The sequence below is a fragment of the Streptomyces sp. V3I8 genome (assembly GCF_030817535.1).
Taxonomy (GTDB): Bacteria; Actinomycetota; Actinomycetes; order Streptomycetales; family Streptomycetaceae; genus Streptomyces.
The window spans coordinates 5,916,078-5,932,378 of record NZ_JAUSZL010000002.1 but is presented as its reverse complement, the minus strand read 5'-3'; the positions used below and the strand labels follow the sequence as shown (position 1 = coordinate 5,932,378).

Here is a 16,301-nt window from a genome sequence, read left to right as displayed (position 1 = left end):
GTGGCTGCGGTGGTGGCTGCGGTGGTGGTGAGCGAGCCTAAGCCGTGCCCTCAGGGTTCGATGACGAGGCGTTCGACGAGGCCGTCGCGGAGTGTGAAGCGGTACTGCAGATCGACGGTCCCGCCGGGGAAATCGCCCTCCAGGTGGTGGGTGGCGACGTAGTGGGTCGCGTCGGTCCGCCGGGCGGCGGTGAGACGGACGGTGTAGGTGAATTCGGTGGTGGACCGGTCGAGCCACTCCCCGATCGCCCCGGTGCCCTCGTAGGTGTTGCCGTCGTCGACCACTGTGGCCTCACGGGTGAACGCGGTGAGCGCGGTGGCGGTGTCGTGGGCGCGGTGCGCCGTCAGGTAGCGGGTGATCACCTCGGGCAGGGTGTCCGAGGCGCTGGTGCGGGGCCGGTTGTCGTGCATGACGCTCCTTGGGGTGGTGACGGGTTCAGACGGTGGGGGTGGTGCCGCCGTCGATGACGTGCTCGGCGCCGACGATGGCCGAGGCGCGGTCGGAGACGAGAAAGGCGACGAGTTCGGCCACTTCCTCGGGCCGGTCGGGACGGCCCAGCGGGATGCCGCCCAGGGAGTCCATGAGCCGGCCCAGCGCCGCCTCCCGGGTGATGTCCGCGTCGTGGGCGATCCGGGCGACGAGGCCGTCGGCGGCCGAGGTCTGCACGAAACCGGGCGAGACGGTGTTGACGCGGACGCCGTGCGGGGCGACTTCGTTGGCCAGGCCCTTGCTGTAGGTGTTCAGGGCGGCCTTGGCGGCCGCGTAGGCCAGGGTCGCGTTCCACAGCGGCATACGGCGCTGGATCGAGGTGACATGCACGATCGCGCCCTTGCCCGTGGCGATCATGTGCGGCAGGAGGGCGCGGTCCAGGCGGACGGCGGCCAGCAGGTTCGTGTTCAGCTCCCTGGTCCAGTCGTCCTCGCCGAGCGCCGCGAACCCTCCGGCCGGCGCCTCGGAGCCGCCAAGGGAGTGGACCAGGATGTCGACGCCTCCCGTACGGGCGTCCACCTCGGCGGCCACATGAGCGGCGCCCTGGGCGCCGGACAGGTCGGCGGCGATGAACGCCTTTTCCTCGACGTCGTCGGGGCGGCTGCGGGCGGCGACCAGTACGGTCGCGCCGGCCTCGGCGAGACGTCGTGCGACGGCGGCGCCGGTTCCCTTGGTGCCGCCGGTGATCAGAGCACGTCGGCCTTCGAGGGATTCGCTGATGGACACGGCCATGATGCGCTCCATTCCCGGGCGCGGGCACAGAAGGCACCGCCCCCTCTCAGTTACTGCTAAAATAGAAGCTAGTAACTTCGACTTTAGCAGTAACTGAGGGGATGGCCACCATGGCGAGTCGGATCAGGCTGGAGGACCGGGAGTGCCCCCTGTCCACGACGGTGGAACACGTCGGTGAGTGGTGGACGCTGCTGATCCTCCACGACGCTTTCGACGGCTACACGCGCTTCGACCAGTTCCAGGAGAGTCTGGGCATCTCCTCCAGCATGCTCACCACCCGGCTGAAGACCCTCGTCGCCGACGGACTGCTGGAGCGCCGGCCCTACCGGACCAACCCCGTACGCCACGAGTACGTCCTCACCGGACTCGGGCGCTCCCTCCGGCCGGTGGTCGTCGCCCTGGCCGCGTGGGGCAACTCCCGCCTCGCGCCCGCCGAACGCAGCATGATCCTCGTCGACGCGCATAGCGGGGAGGAGGTCGAGCCCGTCGTCGTCGACGCGAGGACGGGCCGGCGGCTCGACGACAGCGATGCCTACGTCTTCACCGCGGGCCCCGCGGCGAGTGACGCCATGCGCCACCGGTACGAGGCACGGCCGGCCGGCTCCGCGCAGGCGTGAGGCCGCCCCGGCCGAAGGGAGCCGCCGACCCGGTCCGGACCGAACCGGACCGGGCCGAACCAGACCGGGCCGAACCGGACCGATCAACGTGCCCGTCCCGGCCCTCGGCGCCCCGTGGCCCTCAGGAGCCCTGCGGCTCCTTCTCCCCGGGCGCCCCGGGCGCCCCGGGCGCCCCAGGGTCCTCGGGGTCCTCGGGGTCCCAGTCCAGCAGCCGTACCCTCGCCACCGTCTGGACGTGGCGGCGCATCGCGGCGGCGGCCCGGCCCGGCTGCTGGGCCACGATCGCGTCGAAGATCGTCCGGTGCTGGGTGAGGGAACGGACGGGCCGGCCCGGCTGGCGCAGCGACTCGTGGCGGCTCTCGGTGATCCGGTCGGTGAGGGAGCGCATGAACTCGGCGAGGATCGCGCTGTGCCCCGCGGCCGTGACCGCCGCGTGGAAGAGCCGGTCCCCCTCCACCCCGTGCCCGCCCGCCGTGATCTCCGCCCGCATGTGCGCGAGGGCGGAGTCCATGGCGGCCACGTCCTCGTCGGTGCGGCGCTCGGCGGCCAGCTCCGCGAGTTTGGTCTCCAGGGCCTCGCGGGCATCGAGTACGTCGGGCAACCGGCGCCGCCGGTCGACGAGTTGCTCCACCGGCTCGGCGTCGAGGGTGTCCCGCAGGAGATAGGTGCCGCCGCCATGGCGGACCTCGACGAGACCCTGCACCTCCAGGACCACTATGGCCTGCTTCACGGAGGCACGGCTGACACCGAGTCTGGCCGCCAGGTCGCGCTCGGTCGGGAGCCGGTCACCGGCCCCCAGGCCGCCCTCGGCCGCGTAACTGCGCAGCCGGTCGAGGACCTGTTCGTACAGGCGCGGTTTGGACCCCATGGGCCGCAGTGGGTCGGTCATGTCGGTCTTCCCCCTGTACCTCTCGGTCTGTGGACGAGTGGCTGAGCCAATTTACGTCATCTCTCTTGACGCTCTCCACAGCGCCCGCCCAATGTGGTTCAGCCACTCAGCCACTCAGCCACTCAACCAGTCAGCTACTTGACCGGCCGAGCCGTCCTGGGACCCAAAGACGGGAGCCCGTATGTCCGCCGAACTGATATCGATCCTCGTGCTCGTCGTGGTGTTCGTGATCGCCACCACCCGCTCCGTCAACATGGGCGCCCTCGCCTTCGCCGCCGCCTTCGGAGTCGGCGAACTCGTGGCGGACCTCGACACCGACAAGATCTTCGCCGGTTTCCCCGGCGACCTCTTCGTGGTGCTCGTCGGCGTGACGTACCTGTTCGCGATCGCCCGCGCCAACGGCACGACCGACTGGCTGGTGCACGCCTCGATCCGGCTCGTGCGCGGCCGGGTCGTGCTCATCCCATGGGTGATGTTCGTGCTGACCGGCGCGCTCACCGCGATCGGCGCGGTCAGTCCGGCGGCCGTCGCCATCGTGGCGCCGATCGCCCTGAGTTTCGCCGCGCGGTACTCCATCAGCCCGCTGCTCATGGGCGCGATGGTGGTCCACGGCGCCCAGGCCGGCGGCTTCTCCCCCATCAGCATCTACGGGTCGATCGTCAACGGCATCGTCGAGCGCGAGGGCCTTCCCGGCAACGAGATCGCCCTCTTCCTCGCCTCGCTCGTCGTCAACCTCGTGATCGCCTGCGTCGTCTTCGTGCTGTTCGGCGGCCTGAAACTGAGCCGCGCCGAGGAACGCGTCAAGACCGCGACCACGAAGACCACGGAAGCCGTGAAGACCACGAGGACCACCGGCTCTACGGGTGTCACCGGCACGACGGGCGCCCCGGACGCTCCGGAGGACGAGGGCGGCGAGGCAAACAGGACAGACGAGGGCGGCGAGGCCGACGACGCCTTCCGGCTCGACCCCGCCCGCATCGCCACCCTCGCCGCCCTCGTGGCCCTCGTCGTCGCCGTGCTCGCCTTCGACCTGGACGCCGGGCTCACCTCGATCACCCTCGCCGTCCTGCTCAGCACCTGCTGGCCGCAGGACAGCCGCATCGCCGTCGGCCAGATCGCCTGGCCGACGGTCCTGCTGATCTGCGGTGTGCTCACGTACGTCGGTGTCCTCGACGAGATGGGCACGATCGACTGGGCCGGCGAGGGCGTCAGCGACCTCGGCGTCCCGCTGCTCTCCGCCGTACTGCTCTGCTACATCGGCGCGCTGGTCTCCGCCTTCGCCTCCTCCGTCGGCATCATGGGAGCGCTGATCCCGCTCGCGGTGCCGTTCCTCGCGCAGGGCGAGATCGGGACGGTCGGCATGGTGGCGGCGCTCGCGGTGTCGGCGACCGTGGTGGACGTGAGCCCGTTCTCGACCAACGGGGCCCTGGTCCTCGCCGCGGCACCCGATGTCGACCGCGAGCGTTTCTTCCGGCAGCTGATGATGTACGGAGGGGTCGTGGTGGCCGTGGTGCCCGCCGTGGTGTGGCTCGTGCTGGTGGTACCCGACTGGGGGTGACACCGGCACCGGCCGCCCGCAGCAGGCGCCGGTGCGGACGACCGCGCCCGACGAGCACGACCGACGACCAAGGAGTACGCACGCGTGTCCTCTCTCTTCCCGGCCCTGACCGCGGCACTGGCGGACCCGGACGGCACCGCCGCGCACCGGCCGGCCCTGCGCTTCGGCGACCGCTCCCTGACCTACGGCGAACTCGCGGCGACCGCCGCCCCCCTGGCCGCCCGGATCGCGGAGACGGGCCGGACGAGGGATACGGGCCGGGCCGGGGAAGGGGGTCGGGTCGCCGTCTGGGCCACGCCCACCCTGGAGACCGCCGTCGCCGTGGTCGCCGCGCTGCTGGCGGGCGTCCCCGCCGTTCCGCTCAACCCGAAGTCGGGCGGCGGCGAACTGGGGCACATCGTGGCGGACAGCGCGCCGGCACTGGTGCTCGCGGCACCCGGGGACCGGCTTCCCGACGTCCTGGCATCCTTGACGCGGGTCGACGTCGACGTACGTGCCACGGAACCGGCGGCGCCCCTCGCCCCGGGCGCGTCCGACCCCTCCGCGGAGCTGTCCGTACCGTCCGAGGTGTCCGAGCCGTCCGAGGTGTCCGAACTGCCGGCCCTCGTCGTCTACACCTCCGGCACCACCGGCCCCCCGAAGGGCGCCGTCATCCCCCGCCGGGCCGTCGCCACCACCCTGGACGCCCTCGCGGACGCCTGGCGGTGGACCGGCGACGACGTCCTCGTGCACGGCCTGCCCCTCTTCCACGTGCACGGACTGATCCTGGGCATCCTCGGCCCGCTGCGCCGCGGCGGATCCGTGACGCACCTCGGGCGCTTCGACACGGCGGGCGTGACCCGGGAGCTGAGCGGCGGCGCGACGATGCTGTTCGGGGTCCCGACGATGTACCACCGGATCGCGGAGGCCCTGCCCGGCGACCCGGCGCTCGCCGCGGCGCTGGCGCGGGCGCGGCTCCTCGTGTCGGGTTCGGCGGCCCTGCCCGTGCACGACCACGAGCGGATCGCGGAGGCGACGGGGCGCCGGGTCGTCGAGCGGTACGGGATGACGGAGACGCTGATGAACACCAGCGTCCGCGCGGACGGCGAGCCCCGCGCGGGCACGGTCGGCGTACCGCTGCCGGGCGTCGAACTGCGGCTGACCGAGGAGGACGGCACGACGGTCCTGACGGCGTACGACGGGGAGACCGTCGGCGAGATCCAGGTCCGGGGCCCGAACCTCTTCACCGAGTACCTGAACCGGCCCGACGCGACGGCGGCGGCCTTCACCGGGGACGGCTGGTTCCGCACCGGTGACATGGCGGTGCGCGACCCCGACGGGTACGTACGGATCGTCGGCCGCAAGGCCACCGACCTGATCAAGAGCGGCGGCTACAAGATCGGGGCGGGCGAGATCGAGAACGCCCTCCTGGAACATCCGGCCGTGCGGGAGGCCGCGGTCACGGGTGAGCCGGACACCGACCTCGGCGAGCGGATCGTGGCGTGGATCGTGCCCGCCGACGCCAAGTCCCCGCCTGGGCTCGCGGAGTTGGCGGACCACGTGGCCGGCCGTCTCGCGCCCCACAAGCGGCCCCGGGTCGTCCACTACCTCGACGCCCTGCCCCGCAACGACATGGGCAAGATCATGAAGCGTGCGCTGCCCCATGGCTGAGGACTCTCGCGCCGAGGACTCCCGGCGGTTCACCGCCCGCGAGGCGATCGGTCTCGTCAGCACCGGATTCACCGAACTGCCCGTCCCCCAGGGCACGTACGCGCCGGACGGCCCCCTGTCCTGGCAGGGGTACGACGCCTCGCGCGCCCGAGCCGCCGACCGCACCGGCGAGGAGGAGTCCGTCGTCTGCGGTACGGCCACGTTCGGTACGGCCGGGTTCGGTACGACCGCCGTGCTGATCTCCTTCGAGTTCGGCTTCCTCGGCGGTTCGCTGGGCGAGCGCACGGGCGACCGGTTGGAGGCCGCGTACACGTACGCCCGTGAACACCGGCTCCCGGTCGTCTCCCTCGTCGCGACGGGTGGCAGCCGCATGCAGGAGGGCATGCGCGCACTGGTCCAACTCCAGCGCGTGGCACGGCAGTCGGCCCTCACCCGGGCCGCCCGCCTCCCCCAGATCGCCGTCCTGCGCGACCCGACGACGGGCGGCGGCTGGGCCACCCTCGGCGCGGGTGCCGACGTGATCCTCGCGCTGCCGGGTGCGCAGGTGGGCTTCGCGGGCTCCCGGGTCCGGCCGTCCGACGCGGACCCGGCCGCCTACACGGCCGAATCGCAGCTGGCGGCGGGAGCGATCGACGCGGTGGTGCCCGAGCGCGAACTGCCGGGGACCCTGGCGCGCTGGCTGCGCCTGCTCGGCGACCCGTCGACCGAGCCCGCCCCGCCTCCCCCGGCCCTGGGCGACACCGGACTACCGGATACCGGACTGCCGGATACGGGACTGCCGGATACGGGACTGCCGGATACGGAGCTGCCGGATACCGGACTGCCGGATACGGAGCTGCCGGATACCGGACTGTCGGATACGGGGCTGCCGGATACGGGGCTGCCGGGCACAGGACCGCCGGATACGGGACCGCCGGTCACGGAGTTGCCCGCCACCGGCTGGGAGGCCGTACGGCAGGCACGGTCGCCACGACGGCCGCGCGCGCAGGCCTACCTGGACGCCTACTTCGATCACCGCGCGGCGATCAGCGGTGACCGCTGCGGCGGCACCGACGAGGGCATGCTCTGCGGTGTCGGCACCCGGGCGCGGGACGGCCGCACCGTCGCCTACGCCGCCCAGACCGGCACCGCCACGCGCCCCGCCGGCTACCGCACCGCCGCCCGGCTGGTCCGGCTCGCGGACCGGCTCCGTATCCCCGTCCTGACCCTGGTGGACACCCCGGGCGCCGCCAACGACGCGGAGGCGGAGCGGCAGGGCGCGGGCGCGGCGATCGCGGACCTGTTCGGAGCGGTAGCGGCGGCGCGGACGCCCGTCACCACGCTGCTCATCGGGGAGGGCGGCTCGGGCGGCGCGCTGGCCCTGGCCGCTCCGGACAACACGTGGGCCACCCCGGACAGTTACTTCTCGGTCATCGCGCCCGAACTGGCGGCCGCCATCCTCAAACGGCCCCCGGAGGAGACGCGGAACACGGCCGACCAACTCCGCATCCGGCCGCAGGACCTGGTGGAACTGGGTGTCGTGCGCGGCATCGTGCGGCCGGTGCGGCCCTCGTCCCCCTCCTAGCCGGGACACCGGACACCCACCGCCCGGCGCCGGGGCCCGCAGCGACACGTGGTCCGTGTCGCTGCGGCACACTCGGCGTGCCGCCGCCGGGCGTTGCTTTCGGCCATATCGACGCGGACCCGCCCGCCGAGCCGGACTGTGTCGGTCCCCTTCCGGCGGGTGAGCCCCGCCGGAACGTCCGCCCTCCTCCCGCGTCGACGGCGGACCCCGGTGGACTCCGGTGAACTCCGGCGCAAAGCCGCCCTGGCGGTTTTGCGCCAGTGAAAGGGTGAGCGCCCCGGGGAAACCGCGACAGCGTCAGGCACCGTCCGTGACAATGAAGGTGTTCATCGGTGACGGACTACGGGGGTTTCGCCGACAGCATGGACGGACTGGTGGAGTTCAAGACCGACGACGGGGCGGTGATCGTCGTCGAGGGGGCCGAGGACGGGTCGGGCTCCCGCCTGGTGGCACGCGCGGACGGCACGGTCCCGGCGGCCCGCACGTTCGAGGGTTCCCTGGAGGGAGTACGGGCGGCCGCCGAGTCCGCGCTGCGGGTCTTCCGCGACGGCTCGCTGCGGCCCGACTCCGTGGAGATCGAGTTCGGGGTGAAACTCACCGCGGAGGCGGGGGCGCTGATCGCCAAGAGCGCGGTCGAGGGCCATCTCCTGGTCAAGCTGTCCTGGTCGCCGGAGCAGTCGCCCGGCGCCCGGCCGGGAGGCGCCCCGCGCTCATGACCAGCGCTTCCTGGCACGCGAGAATCAGCTGCGGACGGGACACCGGCGCCGGTTTCCTCGTCACCGAGCAGCACGTCCTGACCTGCGCCCACGTCGTCGCGCGCGGTGACACCGAGACGGTCGCGGTGTCCTTCGCGCACGGCGGCTACGAGGAGGTCCCCGCCCGGGTGGTCGCGCACGGCGGCTGGGACGGCCGCGAGAGCGACCCCGGGGATCTGGCCGTACTGGAGCTGGACCGGCCGGTACCGATGAAGCCCGCGGAGTTCGCGGCACCCGGCGACGCCTACGGCGACCCCCCGCGAAGGCTCCTCGCGTACGGCTTCCCGAAGCGGTACGACGAGGGGACGCTCGCCGAGTACCGGGCGACGGCCGACCAGTTGATCGCGGGCGAGTGGGTCCAGCTGGAGGCGTGGGCCGCGCACGGCCAGCCGCTCGTGCCGGGCTTCAGCGGCGCCGCGGTGGCCCTCGCGGACACCGGGCAGGTCGTCGGCATGGTCTCGGCCGCCGCCCGCAGCCCCGAGATCCGCAACGGCCGCATGCTGCCCGCCCGGGTGATGGCCCGCTACTGGCCCCGCCTGGCGGACCTGATCCCCACCCCCGGCCACACCCAGCACCAGAAGGAACGTCTCAGACACCTGCTGGAGCGGCTGGAACAACCGGAGCGGCCGGAAGAACCGGGACAACGCGACCCCCGGCCACCCGGGGCGCGGCCGGGCACCCTCCGCGACCGGCCCACCCCCGGGTACAGCCCGGAGCGGCTGTACTCCGACGCGGTGGGCCCTCTCGGCCCGCCGCTCCCGCACGGCTTCACCTCTCTCTGGGACGCGGCCTGGTACCTCCTCTCCGAGGTCCCGGACCCCACCGCCGCCACCCGCTTCACCCAGCGCCTCGCCGACTTCGTCGACGACCGCCCCATGCGCACGGCCCTGCGCGCCTGGCCCATGGCACCGGCCACGACCACAGCCGCCTCCACCTCCATGTCCGCGACCGCGACCGCGACCGCAGCCACGAACGCGGCCGCCACCACAGCCGCGGTCCGGCACGGGGCACCACAGGACCGGGCCGCCGCCTGGTCCCCCATCCTCGTGGAGATCGCCCAGAGCGGGTCCGGCGACCACCACTTCCTCGTCGAGGTCTCCGCGTACAACAACGGGCACCGGCGCGTGGTGGGCTCCCGCCGCCTCCCCGTCGAGCGCGTACGCCCCTACGCGCTGGAGCGGATCGACGAGGCGTACCACGAGCTCGAACCCGGAGCCCGGGAGCTGCTCGCCTTCGTGCTGCCGAGGCGCTGGCTCAACGCGGACGTGGCGCACTGGAAGCGCAGCGCCGACGACGACAGCCCGCTCGGCTCCTTCGCCCCGCTCGTCGTGATGGACCTGGAACGGCGGCGCAGCGGCGGCCTGCAGCACAAGCTGCGCCAGAAGTGGCAGTACCTGGACGCGCGGCCCGCGCCGCGGCTGCACCGCATCGACTGCTGGTCCGTCGGCCAGGACCAGGTGAAACTGACCATCGGGCTGCGCCGCGACGCCGACATGGTGGGCTTCGGTACGCCGCCGCGCGCGGACGGTGTGCGGCGGCTGTTCCAGGCGAGCCTGAACGCGGCGGTGCCGGTGATGCTGTGGCCGCGCACCGGCTGCCGGGGCGAGCACCGGTGCGGGGCGTCGCAGGACTGCCGGGGTTCGGCGTTCCTGGACCGGCTGACCGAACACCTCGCGGGCCTGTCGGCCCGCGAACTTCCTTATCACGTACACGAGTTGCGCGAGTCGGCGTACGCCTCGGACGCCACGGAACCGCACTGGGCGTACGACCTGGCTCTGCTGTGGGAGGACCCCGAATGCCTGCCTGACCCCGTCGGTTACCTGCACAACCCGGTCGGCTGAACCACCGCCCCGACCCTACCGGGGCCGTACCGAAGCCGCCGGACCGCACACCGGAACACGTTCGGAGAGACCATGTCCCTGTGGCCCGTCTACACGGGTTCGAGCGAGCCCCACGACGGCATCGCCGAGCTGCCCGCGCCACCGCCCTGGCGCGACTTCGACGGCGGCCCGGAGCTGGCGACGCCCGCCGAGGCCGACGACACCTCGGCCACGTCCCCGGACCGCCGGCACCGCGCCCGCACCTACCGCGCCACGGACCGCGCCGTGCAGCTCGTCAACGCAGCCCTCTACCTGCGCCGGCCCCTCCTCGTGACGGGACCGCCGGGCAGCGGCAAGTCGAGCCTGGCGTACGCGGTCGCGCGGGAGCTGCGGCTGGGCCCGGTCCTGCGCTGGAACATCACGAGCCGCACCACCCTGCACGACGGGCTGTACCAGTACGACCCGCTGTCCCGCCTGTACGCGGCCGCGCGCGACGTCCGCCCCGACGGCGAGACCCGGCCGGATCCCAAGCCCTCACCCGGCCACGGTCTCCCGACCGGCCACGGTCTCCCGACCGGCCACGGTCTCCCGACCGGCAGCGGACTCGCCGCCGACAGCGAGCTGCAGGACCACCTGCGGCTCGGCCCACTCGGCACGGCCCTCCTCCCGTACGGCCGCCCGCGCGCACTGCTGATCGACGAGATCGACAAGAGCGACCTGGATCTGCCGAACGACCTGCTCAACATCCTGGAGGAGGGCCAGTACGAGATCCCCGAGCTGGTCCGTTCGGCCCGGCACACCCCGGCCGCCGAGGTCATGATCGACGGCACGGACGAACGGGTCGAGGTCGCGCGCGGCCGGGTCCGCTGCCGGGCCTTCCCCTTCGTGGTCCTCACCAGCAACGGGGAACGGGAGTTCCCGCCCGCCTTCCTCCGGCGCTGCGTCCGCCTCGAACTGCACCAGCCGCGCGCCGACCACCTGGAGCACATCGTCCGTGCCCACCTGGGCGAACCGGACGCGTACGCCCGCGAGTTGATCGCCCGGTTCCTCGACCGCGGAACCGGGGGCGAGCTCGCCACGGACCAGTTGCTCAACGCGATCTACCTCACGGGAGTGGCGGGCATCGACGCGTCGTCGCGCGACGAACTGGCCGAGCAGCTGATGCCGTACCTGAGCCGCACGGGAGAGGAACCGGATGAGTTCTGACGCCTCCACGGGCGTCGCCCACCTGGCCGAACTGCTGGTCCGGGCCGGCGACGGCCGCCCCCCGACCCCGGTGGAACTGGCCGAACTCCTCTGGCTGTCCCGGCACTTGCCGGCGCCCGCCCCCCGTACGGACCCGGGCCACCCCACCGTTCCCGAGGACGCGGGGAACCCGGCGACGAGCCCCCACCGGCCCGTAGCCGGCCCACAGCCCGGCCCCGGCACCCTCCGCGCCCCCGGCACCCGCGACTCCGTCGATCCGACCGGCCCCGCCGACCCGCCCCCCGCACCGACGGACACCCGCGTCCCCCTCCGCCTCCCCGCCGGACGGAAACCCACCACCGGCAAAGACACAGGCACAGGTACAGGCAAAGGCGCAGGCACCTACACCTCCCTCCTGGCCCCGGTCCCGCCGATGCTCCCCCACCCCCTCGCGCTCCAGCGCGCCCTGCGCCCCCTGAAGCGGAGCGTCCCCGCTCCCGTCGGCCGGGAACTGGACGAGGCGGCGACAGCACAGCGCATCGCCCGCCTGGGCGCGGCCCCCCGGTCCTGGCTGCCCGTGCTGCGCCCGCAGAGGGAGCGCTGGCTGACGCTCCACCTCGTGCACGACACCGGCCCGACCATGCCCGTCTGGCGTCCGCTCGTCCGCGAACTGCACGCGGTCCTGGCCCAGTCGGGCGTCTTCCGCACGGTGGAACTGCACCGCCTGGAGACCGACGGCACGGTCCGCCGTCCCGGCTCGCAGGAGTCGTTCGCCGACGGCCGCACGGTCACGCTCCTGATCAGCGACTGCATGGGCCCGCAGTGGCGGGACGGCCCGGCGGGCACCCGCTGGTACGCCACCCTGCGCCGCTGGTCGGCGAGCATGCCGGTCGCCCTGGTCCAGCCGCTGCCGGAACGCCTGTGGCGCACCACCGCCCTGCCGGCCACCACGGCCCGGATCGCCGCACCGGGCCCCGCGGCGCCCAACGCGGCGTACACCGTGGACTCGTACGCGCTCGACGCACTCGGCGCGCCCGGCAGCAGGCCGCACGGCATGCTGCCGGTCCCGCTCCCGCTCCCGGTGCTCGAGGCCTCGCCGGCCTGGCTGGCGAACTGGTCGTCGCTGGTGGCGGGCGGCGGGCGGCTGCCGGGCGCGGTGGGCCTGCTGGGCGCCGCCCCGCCGGTCGCGCCGGTCGACGAGCGGGGCCGCGGCGACGTCGAGCGGCTCTCCCCCGAGGAGCTCCTGCTGCGGTTCCGCTCGCTCGCCTCCCCCGAGGCCTTCCGGCTGGCCGGTCATCTGGCGGTGGGGCCGGCGGAGTTGCCGGTGATGCGGCTCGTCCACGCGGCGATCGAGAAGAACCCCCGGCCGCAGCACCTGGCCGAGGTGATCCTCAGCGGCGCGCTGACCGCGGTCCCGGGTGCGGCCGGCTCGTACGCCTTCCGGCCCGGCGTACGGGAGCTGCTGCTGCGCACGCTGCCCCGCACCGCATATGGCAGGACCTCCGAACTCCTTTCCAGGATCGGAGCGTTGATCGACGTACGCGCCGGAGTGGCCGCCGGTGAGTTCCGCGTCTCGGTGCCGGGGCCCGGGAACGCCACGGCCGACGGCGAACCGTTCGCCGCGGTGCGCGAGGAGAGCGTACGACGGCTGGGCGGAACCCCGCCGGAGCGCGCCGGCACCGGACTCGTGCTCGGCAGGTACCGCCTGTCACGGCGCCTGGGCCGGGGCGGGCACCTGATGCGGGCCGAGGACACCCGGACCGGCCGGACCGTCGCGGTGCACCGGTACCGCGTCGATCCGGAACGGCGGCAGGGGTTCCTGGAGGCCGCACGGGCCCTCGCGGGCGTGCGGCACCCGAACGTGATCGCCGTGCACGACTACGGCACGCAGGAGCGGACGGCGTACCTGGTCACGGAGTTCGTGGAGGGCGTCAGCCTGGCCGACCTCACGGCCGAGGGCGGTTTCCGGCTGCCCTTCGCCCTGCTGGCGCCTCTGGTCCACCAGGCCGCGCAAGGTCTTGAGGCGCTGCACACGCGCGGCGTGTCGCACGGGCACCTCGCACCCGGCCACCTCCTCCTGGGCGCGGACGGAACCGTCAGGATCAGCGGCTTCCCGCTGGACCGGGACCAGGACCGGGACCAGGACCAGGACCGGGGCCCGAACGAGCCGGCGGACCTCAAGGACCTCCACGCTCTCGGGCTCATGCTCCGGGAACTGGCCGGAGGCGGGACCTCCGACAGCCTGCCCGGCATCGCGCCCGAGCACCGGGAACGCATCACCGACGCCCTCACCTGCCTGCTCTCACCGGACCCGCGGACCCGGCGCCGCGGCAAGGACCTGTGCCTGAGCCCCGCCTTCGGCGCGATGGCCGAGGCGGTCGCGGCGGACCGGCCCCACTACCGCCTGCTCGGCCCCGTACGCGTCCGGCAGGGCGGCCTCCCCCGGCCGTCCGCCCGACGGCCCGTCCCCTCACCCGCTCCTTCCCCCGTCCCCTCGTCCGTCCCCTCGTCCGTCCCCTCATCCGTCCACTCGCCCGTCCACTCGCCCGAGGAGCAGGCCCTGCTCTGCCTGCTCCTCCTGCGCAACGGCCGGCCCGTGACGTACGACGAGCTGACCGAGGGGCTGTGGGGCGACCGCCCTCCGCGGCACCCCGAACGCCTCCTGGCCACGTACGCCTCCGCCCTGCGCCGCACCCTGGGCCCCGGGCTGCTCGCCACCACCGCGTACGGGTACGCCCTGCACGCGGGCCTGCGCACCGTGGACCTGGAGCAGTGCAAGGAGCTCGTCGCGAAGGCCGAGGCGTACCGCGAGGACGGCAGCCCGGCAGCGGCCCGCGAGGCCGTCCAGGGCGCGCTCGACCTCTGGTACGGCGACCCCCTCGACGGCGTTCCGGGCCCCGCCGCCCAGGCGACCCGCACCCGGCTGCGCGCCCTGCGCCTCACCCTCTGCGCCACCCGCGCCGAACTCGACCTGGAGAGCGGCCGGTTCGAGCGGGCCGCCACCGATCTCGGCGAGCTGCTCCGCTCGCACCCCGAGCGCGAGGACTTCCGGCGCCTGCACATCCTCGCCCTCAAGGCCCAGGGCCGTACCGCCGAGGCCGTCGAGTCGTACGAGACCTACGAGGCGCTCCAGGACCGGCGGTTCAACGAGCCGGACCCCACCCTGCTGCAGCTCTACCGCGAGCTGCGCGCCGTCCCGGACGACAACCGTCCCGCCATCACCATGGAGTGCACGGACCCCGGTGACCACCGCGGCGCCCACAGCACCCTCTCCCACACCCTCACCTGGCTGCTCTCGCTGGGCGGCCTGACCTCCGACCAGTACGACATGAACGCCGTCGACGACGGCTACCTCGTGTTCACGGCGCCGGGGACGTCCGTCCTGGGCGTGCTGAACGCGACGCTGCGCGATCTGCCCGACATCCTCCTGGAGACGCCGGACCCGCCCAGGGTCCGGCTGACGTTCTGGCACACCGCGCGCCCTCCCCGCGTCCCCCTCCCGGCCGCCCTGGAACGGTCCGACATCGCGGTCGTCCTCTCCCCGGTCCTGTACGAGGAACTGACGGCCGGCGACCTGCCGGCCGGCCCGGCCGGCTTCCGGCCCCTGCACACCGGGCCGGGCGACGGGCCGCCCCTCGCCTGGTACCGCCGGCTGGAGATCCCGGACCGGGTGCCCGCCCCCGAGCCCGGGTCCGTGCCGCGCGACCTGGTGCGCGGCCCGTTCAGCACGCGCCGCGCCGGATCGATCCGCCTCCCCGAACCCGGGCGTACCGCGGTGGTCGTCCAGCCCTCCGACGGGCCGCCGGCCCTCTTCGACCCCGAGGCGTTCGCCGATACGCCCGCTTCGGGGTCCCGCATCACGTACCACGAGGTCGACCTCACCACGCACCGGGCCTCCCACGAGCTCTCCCTGCCGGCCTCGCGCGGCGGGACGTTCACCGCGTCCGCCGAGCTGTCCTGGCACGTCGACGACCCGGTGGAGTTCGTACGCGGCGGGACGACCGGGGTCTCCGCGCGGCTCCTCGACCACCTGCTGCGGGAGGCGCGCCGCGTCACCCGCCGCCATCCGCTCCAGCGGGCGGGAGCGGCGCAGCACGCGGTGCACGACGTGCTGCGCGACGGGGCGCCCGGCTGGCCGGTGCCGGGCCTCTCGGTGGCGTGCTCGGTACGCCTCACGCCCGGGGCGGAACCGCAACCCGTCCGACTGTCCGACCACGCGCCCACCGCGCAGCATGATCTGCAGCCCGCCCTCCTGTCCCGTCAGACGGCCCGGATACGCCGTACGACCGCCCCGCCCCCCGACGGGTCGGCCACCTTCCTGGTGCGGGCCCCCTGCGTCCTGATCGGCTTCGACGGGCCGCTCGTCCGCCTCTACACGGGTGACGCCGAGCGGCAGGCCACCCGGGAACTCACCGCGCTGCTCGCCGAGCTGCGGAACCCGCAGGACGCGCTGAGCGGCGAGCCGCTGACCGCGCAGGCGGCCGCGGAGGGCGCGCCCGCGCCACCGCTGGAGGGACGCGTCAACCCCCTCGACCTGCTGCGGGCCTTCGCCGGCCATCCGCTGGGCGGCGATCTGCGGCGGCGGCTCAACCGGATCGAGGAGCGGGCGGTGTCGGCCGCCGCGGCCACGCCGTTCTCGGACGCCCTGATCACGACGCTCGACTCGCTCGGGCGGCGCACGGCCGTCGTCGCGGACAACGCGCCGAGCGCCGTCTGGAAGTACCTCCAGGCACACGGCAGGCTGACCGGCCTGGTCACCGGCGGTGTGCACGGCCGCGCGAACGACCTGACCCGGCTGATGCCGGACCCCGACTGCCTCCTGCGCGCCCTGGAGCACCTCGGGGCGACACCGAAGGACGCCGTCATGGTCGGCTCGTCGGTCGCCGAGCTGACCGCGGCGAAGGCCCTCGGGCTGCGCTTCCTCGGCTACACCCGCTCCGAGCCGCACCGGCAGCGCCTGGTCCGCGCGGGCTGCGAACTGACCACGGCGTCCTGGGCACCGCTGCTCCAGGCCCTGCCCAACACCTGAGCCGCTCCCGCTG

At 73.9% G+C, this 16,301-nt stretch carries 11 protein-coding genes; 8 read left to right on the top strand and 3 right to left on the bottom strand.

Annotated features, from left to right (window positions below; genetic code table 11):
* Positions 1–50: 50 nt before the first annotated feature.
* Together QFZ75_RS26315 and QFZ75_RS26310 are read right to left on the bottom strand one after the other, a co-directional pair.
* On the bottom strand, positions 51–410 hold the full coding sequence (locus QFZ75_RS26315; protein ID WP_307540726.1) for a nuclear transport factor 2 family protein: 360 nt from the start codon (positions 408–410) through the stop codon (positions 51–53).
* 25 nt (positions 411–435) lie between these two features.
* The gene (locus tag QFZ75_RS26310) at positions 436–1,221 is read right to left on the bottom strand and encodes an SDR family oxidoreductase (protein WP_307540725.1); all 786 of its coding nucleotides are present in this window, start codon (positions 1,219–1,221) and stop codon (positions 436–438) included.
* Positions 1,222–1,331: 110 nt separating this feature from the next.
* Between QFZ75_RS26310 and QFZ75_RS26305 the strand changes: the two genes are divergently transcribed.
* Complete coding sequence (locus tag QFZ75_RS26305) at positions 1,332–1,838, top strand: helix-turn-helix domain-containing protein (protein ID WP_307540723.1); 507 nt, start codon at positions 1,332–1,334, stop codon at positions 1,836–1,838.
* Positions 1,839–1,959: 121 nt separating this feature from the next.
* Here the strand turns inward: QFZ75_RS26305 and QFZ75_RS26300 are convergent, their stop codons facing one another.
* Complete coding sequence (locus tag QFZ75_RS26300; RefSeq protein WP_307540721.1) at positions 1,960–2,727, bottom strand: FadR/GntR family transcriptional regulator; 768 nt, start codon at positions 2,725–2,727, stop codon at positions 1,960–1,962.
* A 181-nt stretch (positions 2,728–2,908) separates the two neighbouring features.
* On the opposite strand from QFZ75_RS26300, the gene QFZ75_RS26295 reads away from it, so the two are divergent.
* From QFZ75_RS26295 to QFZ75_RS26265, 7 genes are all read left to right on the top strand, one after another.
* The gene (locus QFZ75_RS26295; protein ID WP_307540719.1) at positions 2,909–4,285 is read left to right on the top strand and encodes an SLC13 family permease; all 1,377 of its coding nucleotides are present in this window, start codon (positions 2,909–2,911) and stop codon (positions 4,283–4,285) included.
* An 84-nt stretch (positions 4,286–4,369) separates the two neighbouring features.
* Positions 4,370–5,935: an acyl-CoA synthetase gene (locus QFZ75_RS26290; RefSeq protein ID WP_307540717.1), complete on the top strand. Its 1,566-nt coding sequence runs from the start codon at positions 4,370–4,372 to the stop codon at positions 5,933–5,935.
* On the top strand, positions 5,928–7,499 hold the full coding sequence (locus QFZ75_RS26285) for a carboxyl transferase domain-containing protein (protein ID WP_307540715.1): 1,572 nt from the start codon (positions 5,928–5,930) through the stop codon (positions 7,497–7,499). The genes QFZ75_RS26290 and QFZ75_RS26285 overlap by 8 nt, the downstream gene beginning before the upstream one ends.
* A 362-nt stretch (positions 7,500–7,861) precedes the next feature.
* Complete coding sequence (locus QFZ75_RS26280) at positions 7,862–8,215, top strand: CU044_2847 family protein (protein WP_307544791.1); 354 nt, start codon at positions 7,862–7,864, stop codon at positions 8,213–8,215.
* Positions 8,212–10,095, top strand: a complete 1,884-nt coding sequence (locus tag QFZ75_RS26275; protein WP_307540713.1) for a trypsin-like peptidase domain-containing protein — start codon at positions 8,212–8,214, stop codon at positions 10,093–10,095. The genes QFZ75_RS26280 and QFZ75_RS26275 overlap by 4 nt, the downstream gene beginning before the upstream one ends.
* A 72-nt stretch (positions 10,096–10,167) precedes the next feature.
* Entirely contained in the window at positions 10,168–11,280 is a 1,113-nt protein-coding gene (locus QFZ75_RS26270; RefSeq protein ID WP_307540711.1) for a MoxR family ATPase, read from the top strand.
* Entirely contained in the window at positions 11,270–16,288 is a 5,019-nt protein-coding gene (locus tag QFZ75_RS26265) for an SAV_2336 N-terminal domain-related protein (protein WP_307540709.1), read from the top strand. Before QFZ75_RS26270 ends, QFZ75_RS26265 begins: the two co-directional genes overlap by 11 nt.
* The last annotated feature ends 13 nt before the right edge of the window (positions 16,289–16,301 follow it).